This window comes from Methanolacinia petrolearia DSM 11571 (assembly GCF_000147875.1).
Lineage (GTDB): Archaea > Halobacteriota > Methanomicrobia > Methanomicrobiales > Methanomicrobiaceae > Methanolacinia > Methanolacinia petrolearia.
In genome coordinates this window covers 1,154,916-1,167,481 of record NC_014507.1, presented here as the reverse complement: position 1 = coordinate 1,167,481, position 12,566 = coordinate 1,154,916, and the positions used below count along the sequence as shown (strand labels likewise).

At 48.3% G+C, this 12,566-nt stretch carries 8 protein-coding genes; 1 reads left to right on the top strand and 7 read right to left on the bottom strand.

Annotation, left to right across the window (positions count from 1 at the left end):
* The first annotated feature begins 333 nt into the window (after positions 1-333).
* Positions 334-2,922, top strand: coding sequence for a PAS domain S-box protein (locus MPET_RS14450; protein ID WP_013329082.1), 2,589 nt, complete (start codon positions 334-336; stop codon positions 2,920-2,922).
* On the opposite strand, the gene MPET_RS05800 is transcribed toward MPET_RS14450, so the two are convergent.
* The 7 genes from MPET_RS05800 to MPET_RS05770 all read right to left on the bottom strand — a co-directional run bounded on the left by MPET_RS05800 (position 2,909) and on the right by MPET_RS05770 (position 12,069).
* Positions 2,909-3,610, bottom strand: a complete 702-nt coding sequence (locus tag MPET_RS05800; RefSeq protein WP_013329081.1) for a hypothetical protein — start codon at positions 3,608-3,610, stop codon at positions 2,909-2,911. The two genes, MPET_RS14450 and MPET_RS05800, sit on opposite strands and share 14 nt — an antisense overlap.
* 136 nt (positions 3,611-3,746) lie before the next feature.
* The gene (locus MPET_RS05795; protein ID WP_013329080.1) at positions 3,747-5,402 is read right to left on the bottom strand and encodes a lipocalin-like domain-containing protein; all 1,656 of its coding nucleotides are present in this window, start codon (positions 5,400-5,402) and stop codon (positions 3,747-3,749) included.
* A gap of 515 nt (positions 5,403-5,917) precedes the next feature.
* A complete protein-coding gene (locus MPET_RS05790; RefSeq protein ID WP_013329079.1) occupies positions 5,918-7,126 on the bottom strand; it encodes an MFS transporter in 1,209 nt (402 codons plus the stop codon).
* A 116-nt stretch (positions 7,127-7,242) separates the two neighbouring features.
* Positions 7,243-8,610, bottom strand: a complete 1,368-nt coding sequence (locus MPET_RS05785; RefSeq protein WP_187287587.1) for an outer membrane protein assembly factor BamB family protein — start codon at positions 8,608-8,610, stop codon at positions 7,243-7,245.
* A gap of 43 nt (positions 8,611-8,653) precedes the next feature.
* Entirely contained in the window at positions 8,654-10,396 is a 1,743-nt protein-coding gene (locus MPET_RS14445; RefSeq protein WP_013329077.1) for a hypothetical protein, read from the bottom strand.
* 99 nt (positions 10,397-10,495) lie between these two features.
* On the bottom strand, positions 10,496-11,623 hold the full coding sequence (locus MPET_RS05775) for a hypothetical protein (RefSeq protein WP_013329076.1): 1,128 nt from the start codon (positions 11,621-11,623) through the stop codon (positions 10,496-10,498).
* On the bottom strand, positions 11,620-12,069 hold the full coding sequence (locus MPET_RS05770) for a hypothetical protein (protein ID WP_013329075.1): 450 nt from the start codon (positions 12,067-12,069) through the stop codon (positions 11,620-11,622). Before MPET_RS05770 ends, MPET_RS05775 begins: the two co-directional genes overlap by 4 nt.
* Between the last annotated feature and the right edge of the window lie 497 nt (positions 12,070-12,566).

The window sequence follows — 12,566 nt, the reverse complement described above, 5'->3', positions numbered from 1 at the left end:
CTATTTATAGAGTGAGTACTTGGTTTTTTTGGGAGGCTTAATAAGATTCACTCATAATAAAATGCTTTCCAAACCCGACCTGAATGAAATTTAACGATCATTATGAAAACAAAATTGAATGAATATCAATCCCAGAAATTACCTATATAACACAAAGAAGAAAGAACTAATCAACAATACTAGAATTCAATCCGGAGAATCCACTTCCAAAAAAAGATCCTCCACCAAAAAGATCCAAATCCAAAATGCATAAGAATATAATTATAAATAATTTTTAACTAAATAATTGCTGAAAGAGGGCTAAAAGACATAACAACAAGGTGCGGATAGAGAATGAATAAGAGCGATGAAAATGCATTTGACAGCAGAATCGCTCCTGCACTGATAATAGTAACAACAGTTATCTCAATCGCCGCCAGCCTCGTATCCCTCTCGTCCGGCTTATACATAATATTCCAGAACCTGTTCTATATTCCGATTATCCTGGCCTGCATATTCTACCTTCGACGGGGACTGGTCTTTTCGATCCTCCTCTCTCTCATCTACCTCGCCCTGCTGTTTGTTTTCGCGGGCTTCGGAGAACTTGAAAATGGTATCGTCAGGACCTTTCTCTTCATCGCGATCGCCTCCCTGGTTACGGTCCTTGCAGAAAGAATAAAGGAGACCGAGAGCAGAATTGAAGAAAAAAATCAGGAACTGGATAATGCAAACAAAGAACTGAAAAAGAGCAGGGACCGCTATCATATGCTCTTCGAAAGCACTGTCGATTCAATATTCCTTCACGGGATAGATCAGAAAAACGGAGTATTTGGACGTTTTCTTGAAGTTAACAGCAGCGCCTGTGAAAACCTCGGCTACACGCACGACGAACTGATCCAACTGACCGTCGTTGATATTACAGCAGACGTAGAGAAGAGCGACGAAAAAAATCTTGTCGAAATTCTTTATGAAACAGGAGATCACATCTTCGAATCATCACTGGTGAAAGCCGACGGAACGATCTTCCCGGTAGAAATAAACGCCCATCTGATACGAAACGATGAGAAAGATGATTTTATTCTCTCAGTTGCAAGGGACATTACCGAGAGGAAAAAAGCGGAGGATGCACTCAGGAAAAGAGAAGAGCAGTACAAGGTAATCTACGACAACTCACCGATCGCGATCGAACTCTTCGATTCAGGGGGTTATCTGGTACATGTAAATCCCTCGTGCCTCAAACTCTTCGGGGTTGAAAATGCAGATTCGCTTAAAGGCTTCTCCCTATTTGAAGATCCCAATATAGGTGACGAGCAGAAGAAAATGCTTGCCGAAGGAAATACAATCAGGTACGAGTCTGAATTCGATTTTGAGAAGGTCAGGGATCTCAACCTGTACTCTACGTCCTGTAGGGGAACTATCTGGCTGAATGTTCTCATAACACCGCTGAAGACCGCTCCGGATTTGATCTCGGGTTATCTTGTCCAGGTCCAGGATATAAATGACCGGATGATCATAGCCGGCGAACTGAGAAGATCGGAGGAGAAATACCGCGATCTTGCGGACAATGCTCCGATCGGAATTCTCACCTGCGACAGGTTCGGCAGGATCACATATGTTAACAGCAAGGTGCCCGGGATTCTTGGCTCTCCTTCGATCGAAAAGACGCTGGAGATCAATCTTATGCAGACAGATAATATCATAAAAGCGGGATTTCCTGATATCCTGAGAGATGTGATAATGACCGGTGCGGAGTACCCGGAATTTGAGATTGAATATACCTCGGTATGGGGAAAGAAGCTCTATCTCAGGCTGCATGTCTCGCCTGCACTGAACGGGAAGACTCCCGACGGTGCGAGGATCATCATAGACGATATCACAAGAAGAAAAGAGATAGAAGAAGCTATTAAAGAGAGCGAGGGGCAGTTGCGTACACTCATTCAGACCATCCCCGACCTGGTATGGCTCAAGGATGAAAACGGAGTCTACCTTGCATGCAATCCCATGTTCGAGCGTTTCTTCGGTGCGAAAGAAAGCGAGATCAAGGGCAAAACGGACTACGATTTCCTTGCCGGGGAACAAGCCGACTTTTTCCGCAAAAAGGACAGGCAGGCAGTCGAGGGGGGAAAACCCACGGTATACGACGAATGGATCACATTTGCCGAAGACGGACGGCGTGCATATATTGAGACTATCAAAACCACGATGTACGACTCCAAAGGAAATGTTTCAGGAATTCTCGGTATCGGGAGAGACATAACAGAACGCAAGAAATCCGAAGATGCCTTGAAGGAAGTCAACAGTAAACTCAACCTGCTATCAAGCATCACCCGGCATGATATCCTCAACCAGATCACCGGGGCTGCCGGGTACCTGGAGATGATTGAGCTTGATGACGAGATCCCTCACGAATCAAAGGCAGATAAGTACATCAAAAAGATCTCGGGCGCAATCGATACGATCAAGAGGCAGATCACATTCACCGGGTATTACAAAGACCTCGGAGAACAGACCCCTGGCTGGTTTGATGTAGGCGATCTGGTCAATAAAGTCTCAAATACATCATCATTAGGGGAAATAAAACACAAAAACAATATTCAAAACGTGGAAATATTTGCCGATCCGCTCTTTGAAAAGGTGATCTACAACCTGATCGACAACGCGATAAAACATGGCAATACGATCACCGAGATCTCGTTTTATACACTGGAGACACCCGAAGAACTCATTATTGTCTGTGAAGATAATGGTGTCGGGATTCCCACCGATGCAAAGGAGAAGATCTTCAGGCGCGAATATTACAAAAACTCAGGGCTCGGCCTATTTTTGTCGAGGGAGATCCTGGCGATCACCGGTCTTAACATAGAAGAGACCGGAACACCCGGTAAGGGTGCGAGATTCGAGATCCACGCGCCAGAAGGAAAGTTCAGGATCAAATCTTCCTGAGTCCGGTGACAACGCCGTGGCATGCACATGCCGTTCCTGCAAGGATTGCATCCTCCTTACAGGCTTTTTTTATAGCCACCGTTAAATCTGTACAGTCGATATAGCCGAGACCCGGACAAAGTTGTCTGCTTTCAATTATGTATGAAGGAGGCAGCCCCGGCTTCCCGTCACCGGAGAGATAATTCACGAGAGTTTCCCATAACGGTACATCACGCCTCTCCTTTGTCACCGGGCAGATTTTCGGCGAAGAACAAAGTGGAAGACACGGCTCTTTCCTGTTCAGGGTGCAGTAGATATCAGCGTCTTTTTTTCCGGCAATCAGTTCTTCAGGGATTAATCCGCCAGCTATTTTCGCTCCCTCATGATCGGGAACGAACCCGCAGATCGCGGATATAATCCCTGCAAGGATATGGACCGGGGCGGTCGGGAAGATTCTCCCCTGCATGAATTCTCCCGAACCTGATTTCCCCCACGTTCCGGCAACGATCACGGCGGCGGTTTCGATACCGCCCTTTATGAAAACCGCTTCTTCCGGGAGAGTGTCCCATGCGGAGATTTCGGGGAGACGATATTCTTTCTGCACGATGCAACCGGGATCTTCATCGAGTACTACGATGCATTTGCCTTCGTCCCGTATCTTGTCAAACGCCAGCTTCCCATAAGTTCCCCCGCCGATTATCAGGTCCATTGTTATTTATCCATCTGTCTCTTCTGTCTTTTTTGGGTTTTGGTTAAGGACTATGAAAGCTGTAAAATCTGTACTCAAAGAGGAAGACCTGATACAACACAGCACTACCAATGCTGCCGGCACCTGACGCAGGGCTTCAAGTACCTTTGCAATTCATCAGTTCTTCTTCGAGTTCCCGGCGATTCTTTGGTATTTCCAAAAATGCCAGTGCCTCAATCCTGAGAATTTCCGAAACCGCAGGAGGGGAGATAAGCCGAACCATATCATCATTATCGGGAAGACCGGCCAGCCGCAGGATCTGTTTCCTGCCATCGGCATAGTTTACGGATTCCAGGAAGCCAACCCCTATTTTCTTTCCGCCGGGAGATTCAATGTCGACTGCGCCCTCAGAGTACTGTGCACCCGATCCGAAAAATCCCTGCTGCCCGGTTAAAACGATGGGCACCATTACAAAATTCCTCTTGTCGGCAGGAACTATGTTTGTATTCACCGTCACCTCCACGCGGTTGGGATACCAGGTACTTGTAGCCGCGTACGGACCGTCCGACACAACACTCTTAACCCACTCTGTCACCTGAATTGTAGCGTTGATCTGGCTGTGTGCCCCGTTCTGCAAGATATACGATCCCTTTGCATCCGCGGTCATCGTACCCGGCGGATTCGGTCCGGTCTGGAAATAGAACCCTATGTTCGCAGGAGTGTGGAGGGCTGAGAGAGCGATCTCGGTGTTGTCGTCGAACTGGATCTCCATCCAATCCCACCCGGGGACACTTTTCTGTTCTTGAGTGAGAACAAAAGCTCGCAGAGGTTCCGGCCGGGTACTGCCCTGGGGCATGAAACCCGTACCCCACTGGTGATCGTACCAGAACTTTCCGCCGGTGAGCTGAATCTTTTCTCCGCCGATAGACAGCCGGCTTACGGCAGGATCTACCTGGAGATTCGGAACCGAATAGTAGAGCGTTCCGATACCGCCACAGCTTGGCGACATACCCTTATCCCCGTTCAGGATATAGCCTTTAGTTTGGTTAAGAGTGATATCGATGGCTATCTCAACCGGAATCTCCTGCCGGTTGTCAATACTCCACGCCTCCAGCCTGATAGGAAAGATAGCATCTTTCGCCTGGGAGGTCAGCTTGTTCTTTCCAAATTCATATGCGTAGGGAGTATCCGAAAATCCGATCAGGCCGGTGGTTCCTGCCACCACGACCGGCCGGCTCCTGTAGTGCCTTTTGTCTGCAACGCTTATGGCAAGGTGCATCTCGACGATCTGGTTTTCCTCATCGCTAAGACCCTCATCTTCGGCCATATCAGGCGGAAGAAGGGAGTAGTGCCAGAACATCATCTGAACGCCGTACTCCTTTTTATCCGCGTCGAATGCCGTTCCCACGAAGAAATGCCATCCGACCTGGTACAATAACTGCGGTCTGTCACATTCAGGGACTTTTAATATGAAATTCGATGTCAGCTCCTTGTATCCTCTTACACTGTCCTGGCCGAGGAGATTTGTCATTGAATAGGCCTGATGAGGTGACATTTCGCTGGAATAAGTCAGGAAGGTTTCATAGCGCTCCGTGTAATCCGGGGTAAAGCTTTCGGGACTGGCCAGAAGATCGGCAAGACGTTTTTGCATTCGTTCTCCGAATGCAAGGCCGCTATTCTTCTCCTCATTTATTTTTTCCATTATTTCCGGAGGGATTAAGCCGGGATTATATTCATTCATCCACAAAACACGGGCAATATTCTCTTTCGTCTCCGGATCGAGGCCCATAGAATTCTTATCGCTGCTATTCATATGCCTCCATAAGACCTTTCGATATTTTATATTTCCTCCAACGTTTCAGCGAGGTTTTGGGCAGGCCTGAAAACCTTTAATTTGGGCTTATTTTAACATTTTACACCGCGTTTTGGTGGCTTGTTTTAAAAAACTGGGATATGAGGACATTTCAGTGATTAAAGCCCGAATTGCATCGATATAACGGCGCGTCATCACCCTCTTTTTTCCGGACGATGTATCTATAGGGGAGAGGGGAGATCGTGGATTCTGGGGCTTCTGTGTGGATTGTAAAAACCGCATTTTGGCCGTATTTTCACCCTATTTAAGTTTTACTTTACAATAATAGGATATCTGAAAGATCTTTTTCCAAGAAGATTCCCTGAAAAATTATAATTTTCAATAGTTTTCATTTAAAAAAATCCATTGTCTTCTATTAAAAAACAGGGAATCTATCCCGGGTTTGTTACTTCTCATCCGTTCTGCCGGCAGACAAAACGGCAATTAAGCTACGCAATACGTCACCGTCACCCGGATTAATTCCTGTTTACCTTTCGATCCCGGACAGAAATGATGAAAAATACGCAAACTGTGACGGCAACCAGGAGACTCGAAAAAAATCCCGCAACGTAGCCGCTGCCGGCTACGATAACACCTGTTACGACCGGTCCTGCCGAATGGCCGATGTCCATGATAGACGACAATGCTCCCATCGAGGCTCCCATCTGGCCCTCCTGCGCGAGATCTGCTATATACGCACTGGTCGCAACAGTGGAGAGCGAGATGCCGAGACCGACAATGGAACTCACGAGAAGGAATACGGCAAAAGACGACGCAAACGGAATTGCAGCCGTTGATACCCCGAGAAAGAGAAGCCCGGTTACGATCTGTATTCTCTTGTCGATCCTGTCGGCGATCCTCCCGAAGAACGGTTTCGTCGCGGCAATAACCAGCGTCTGGACGGCAAACAGGGCCCCGATCAGGTATGCACCGATCCCCTGCGATAAAAGGACGAGCGGGAAGAACGTCTCGAACGAACCGAAGGCAAAATAAGTTGCCATATCCACAAATGCCGTCGCCCGGAGTTTACGTTCCGAGAAGAACGTGATGAAACTGCTGCGGAATGACGAGAACGGCACGAAGGCAAGGGGGACATGCTTCTCTTCCTTATACATAAGAGTCAGGATCAGAACAGGGAGGGCGGCGAGTGCCGCGACGATATACACTATCCGGTAAGGGATAAGCCCGGGGTACATGACGAACAACGAGATGACGAAACCCCCGACAACCGGGGCCAGGGTTCTGCCGATGAGGGTTGCAGAAGAGTACTGCCCGAGCATCTCGCCTTTGTTAGCCGGAAACCGTTCGGCTATGATCGCAGAGACGACCGGGCCGAGGATCGCAGTGGCCGTCCCGTGGAAGAACCTGATCGGAATCAGCCACAGGGGATCGTAAATGATGAGGTAGAGCAATGGTGCGGAGAGAAATACCAGACCGGATATGATAAGCAGTCTCCTTCTTCCAAGATGATCCGAGATAACTCCTACAGGGAATGAAAAGAGAATCCCCGCCAGAGGAGATACCGCTGCGATCAGGCCGATTACGGCATCCCCGGCGCCGAGGGCCTGCGAGAAGAGCGGGAGCACAGGGTTTTTGGATATTGTTGTCGAAAATATCGCGAAAAATCCGAGCATAAAGAGAAAATAGACCATCCGCCTGCCGGGCAGGGAAGAAGTAGAGGACATATATCGTACCTTATGGATCTATTTTAACGGAGTGAGCCGAAAAAGGTATTGATATTCGCCGTTGTCGTCCTACAATCTAAAAAAAGGATGACAGGGTCATCCGTTCAAAAATGATCTTAATGTCTTTTCAGGATTACAATTCCCGTTGCCACGAAGACTGCCCCGAACAGAGCGTACCGGAGCGGGGCAGACCGGGTCGCCTGACCGGGCTGAGCGGTTGCTGTCCCGGATGTCGTGCTTCCTTCATCAGCGACAGGGATAGTTGTTGAAACTGTTGTCAGCGATGACGGATTTGTTCCGATCGCATACAGGTTTTTATCATTACTCCCGACATAGATAACGCCGTTCGCCACAGCAGGAGATGAATCCACATCATCTCCCGTAGCGAACCGCCACTTCTCTTTTCCGGTAGCGGCATCGATCGCATACACGTTGTTATCCTCACTCCCGACATAGACGATACTATTCGCCACGACCGGGGAGGAAACCACGCGATCGCCTGTTGTGAAACGCCACTTTTCTTTTCCGGTTAAGGCATCGATCGCATACAGGTTATTATCCCAGCTCCCGGCATAAACAATTCCGTCCACTATTGCCGGAGATGAAACTACCCGATCATCCGTAGCAAAACGCCATTTCTCTTTTCCTGTCAAGGCATCGATCGCATACACGTTTTTATCTTCATTTCCGACATAGACGATACCGTTCGCTACAGCAGGGGATGAAAACACCCAGTCTGCCTTATCGAACCTCCACTTCTCCTTGCCCGTCTCAGCGTCGATCGCATACAGGTTCCCATCGCTGCAGCCGATATAGACAATCCCGTCCGCTACTACGGGAGATCGATCCACGATACCTTCCATAACGAACCGCCACTTCTCTTTGCCTGTAGCGGCATCGATAGCATACAGGCTCCTGTCTGCACCCGTAGTATCATACACGCTTTCATATGAATTCCCCGCATAGACAATGCCGTTCACCACTGCAGGGGAGGAATACGCCCAGCCTCCCATTGCGAACCGCCACTTCTCTTCTCCTGTCACGGCATCGATCGCATACAGGTTCTTGTCTTCACTATCGAAATATACAACACCGTCTGCGACTGCCGGGGATGAGAACACATGATCTCCCGTAGAAAACCGCCACTTCTCTTCTCCCGTGACAGCATCGATTGCGTACACGTTCTTGTCTTCGCTCCCGACATAGACAATTCCGTCCGCCACGGCCGGGGATGAATACACGATACCTTCCGTAGAAAACCGCCATAGTTCGGCATTCCCTGGTTCACTCCCCGGTTCAATAACACCGGCATCATAAACTCCGGTATGCTCCGGATTGCCCCGAAACATTGCATCTTCAGCTGAAGCAGGTATAACGGGAACAAAAAAAAGAGGAATAATAAGGCATAGTATTATGAACAACAAATGCCTCGAACAGGCATTTCCGGAGTGCTTTCCCGGATGCGGTATGTTTTGATTTGCCACAACTTTTCACCTGTTTCTTTGGTCATACTCCTTTCCCGTGATTTCAATAAACAGAGACACGGAACGGAATTATGGTATATGTGTCACTGGTAGAGTCGCCGCCTGTCTCCTGACTGCTTACTGCATCGGTGAGTACGTCTGCCGCATCTATGCCATCCAGGCTTCCGTAGCCGGAGATTTTAAACACATTCCTACCGTTGCTCTGTTTCACGTTGCGGACATAATCCCCGCCGACAATGAAGTCGAACTGATTGTCTGCCATCGGGTGCTGAACGATGAGATAGTTCTGACCTGCCGGGAGATCTCCGGACATTGCCGAATCAGCATCAAACGTAAAAGATGCATCGGAGTTCACCGGAGTCTGTGTTGTATAGACATAAGAATCACCTGTAATCCAGATCAGGACTTCCGACGGGACTCCTTCCGCAGTTCCTGTAACCAAAAAAGGCTGTCCTTTTACAACATTCGTAGGAGATATTTCTGCGCTGATGAAGGGTTTTTTGAGTATTATGCTGGTCGAGTCATAGGCCGTCGAGTCATCGAACCGGTCCTTTGCTATGGGCCGGCTAACGGCATAGAGAGTATACGATCCTGCATCAAGATTTAGATTGGCCGTGTAGAACGAATATTCCCAGGTATTATCCGGGTCTGTTTTCACAACCGTAAATGAGTCCGGGTCTCCGCTGGCTACTGCCTCGTCAGGCGATTCAAGGTTCACACCTGTTGCCTGGAGATTTGGGCCGGTAAGGAAAAGATATACTGTATCTGCACTGGAACTCTGGCCCCGCAGGACCACTTTTTCTCCAAGATAATAGGACTGGTCGCCATCCGCGGAGAGTGTCGGAGCACCTGTTGCCGGAGATGTCAGATCTCCTTCACCAGTAACCTGGAACGGGATTATGGTATACATGTCACTGGTATATGTGTCGTCGTTTGTCTCCTGGCTGCTTATTGCTTCGATGAGTGCGTCTGCCGCATCCATGCCATCCAGGCTCCCCTGGCCATTGATTTTGAAGACATTCGCGTTACTGCCCTGTTTCACGTTGCAGACATAATCCCCGCTGACAATGAAGTCTAACTGATTGTCCGCCATCGGGTGCTGAACGATGAGATAGTTCTGACCTGCCGGGAGATCTCCTGACATTGCCGAATCAGCATCAAACGTAAAAGATGCATCGGAGTTCACCGGTGTCTGTGTTGTATAGACATAAGAATCACCTGTAATCCAGATCTGAACTTCATTAGGAACTCCTTCTGCAATCCCTGTAACCGAAAAGGGCTGGCCTTTGATGACATTCGAAGGAGAAATCTCTGCGGTGATGAAGGGTTTTTTGAGTATTATGCCGGTCGTGCCATAGGCCGTCGAGCCATCGAGCCGGTTCTTTGCTGTGGGCTTGCTCACGGCATAGAGGGTATATGTCCCTGCATCAAGATTTAGATTGGCCGTATAATACGAATATTCCCAGGTATTATCCGGGTCTGTTTTCACAACCGTAAATGAGTCCGGGTCTCCGCTGACTACTGCCTTGTCAGGTGATTCAAGGTTAACACCTGTTGCCTGAAGGTCAGGGCCGGTAAGGAAAAGATATACTGTATCTGTCTCCGAATTCTGGCCCCGCAGGACCACTTTTTCTCCAAGATAATAGGACTGATCGCCATCCGCGGAGATGGTGACCCCCGTGTCTGTCGATGCGCCTAAAACAGGGACGACTGCCGTCCCGACGATAAGAACAAGAAGGATTGCCGTTCTCATCGCAAACTTGTGTCTACTACCGGGTAGTATCATATGTAAATATATCAATATTTACAATATAAAATATTTCCTATGGCATTTGTGATTCTAAGTTCCCCCAGAATCCCCTCCGTGATTCGGGCCGGAAAAAGATCACAGGCAGGATTCCGGTTCTAAAAATCTGTATTCCTGCCTGCTCTTTGCAGAGTTGTAAAGATCCAGCACTGCAATTCCTCCGACTGTCGCCACCACAAACACAACGCTGAAAAGTATGATATCATAGAAGAGGCCAATGGCAGTCCATGTAACGGAGGGAATATAGCTGACAACTTCCATAGGTGCGAAAATGCCATGTGCCGCTTCAACGAGCAGGTACATAAGAAACACACCGAGTACAAGAACTCCAAGGAAGACAGCACAGGCAGCTGCCTCAACCCGGATCTTTTTCATCAGGGCGAACGATCCCGCGACCGCCTCACGGAGAGTCTTTTGTTCGAGAACGATAAGGGGTACTACGAACAGGGTCAGGATAAGCAGGAGCAGGTTGATCACCGACATCATCAGGGTTTCAACCAGCCCCGGATAGATCCAGAACAGCACCGATCGTCCTCCATAGCCCGGAATCTCGGTAAAGAGATCCCAACGTAGAGACAGGTTGAAAGGAAAACTGCTGAGCGTACTGAAAATAAAGGAATTAAAATACCCGAAGAGATTGAATTTCCAGAGCTCCTGCGGCCACCCAAGCAGTGACTGGGAATTTAAGGCCTTGTCGAGAAATATTCCTGCAAGTGACAGGAGAAAGGACCATATGGAGATCGCCTTCAGGTATTTTTTCGCTTCTGCAATTCCCGCAAAAAGCGAAGATGAGACTCCTTCCTCTCGCGGGATGCTCAGGAAGAGGACGACCAGCAGGAACACCAGGCAGAAAATTGTTGCAAACTCGATTAAAAACTCCAGGACATCATACATTATACCAAGTTGCATGTGCATGTTCCAGCTGATGAAGTAGCGTGAAGACTGACCGATTGTGTTCCCGGCCAGCACAAGCCCGGCAAGAACTGCAAACCAGAGGAGATTCCTGTTCTGGTTCAGTGTCCTCATCCCAAAGAGGGCCGCTCCTATTCCCCTTCGGACAGATCCGGACATTCCTCCTCCGCCATCCGGGCCGCCTGCACAGAACGGTTCATGCTGATTGTCGATAACCGTCTGCGAGACGCAGACCACCGGCTGCTTCGGGCACAGGCCGAACCGGTGTTCGGTAATTTCAGATTCGCCGGTCATACCTGATCCTCCCGGATCTTTGCAAGAAGTTCCTCTGCCATCTCTGTCGGGTCCTGGACCTTTTTGATCGAAATCCCCAGTTCGGATGCAAGATCCCAGATAAATTCGATGCATTTCGTGTACTCGTCACAGGATTCGCAGTCGCCTTCATGCTCGTACCAGACCTGCATACCGTGCTTCTCCGAGACAAAGATGTAGGCACTGGTCTGGAAAGGGACGGACCATCCGGACAGGATGCCACGCTCCGGATCGACATTTTTGATCCGGATCCGGTTCGCCTGCGCCATCTCCCTAAGTGAGGCATCTATCTTCTTATCCATCGTACGAAGCGCCTGAGATACTCCCTGCCTTGTGATGCCCAGCTCGTTTGCAATGGAGATATTCTGCATCCCGCTGCGACGCATCTTCCAGAACACGAACTGTTTCTCGTTTGTGGGAAGGAACATAAGTAAATATATCCACATTTACAATATAAAAGTATTAGGTTCTCTTTTGTTTGGGATCGTGAGATTTTTTGAAATCTTGATGTTGTTGAATTTTTTTCAGCGAATTATTGATTTTTATAAGAAAATCCCCCAAATTCGATGTGGAAAATGTAAGGGACATTTTTATTTGCGCTTATCCGGTACAGATACTATACAGTTGTCCTGTTCCTAATCACCTCACAATCCATTGCATCGGATTTTTTCTATTCATTCTCATCGGACAAAATTTATCGATCCCATTGGATAACTTTGTTCTTTTGTCACGCATGATCCTGATGGCGGAAAAATGAGAGAACAGAGAACCGGGATAATTCGTCATCTTTCGAGCGTGCAGGTATCTGTGTTTTCCCCATTTCCGCCAGATGTAAAAGAGTCACGTTTTTGGTTATAGGAATTTTCTCAACAAAATCATTGTGGCTTTGTTTTTCATATTAAATATTTGGAAATATAAAATATCT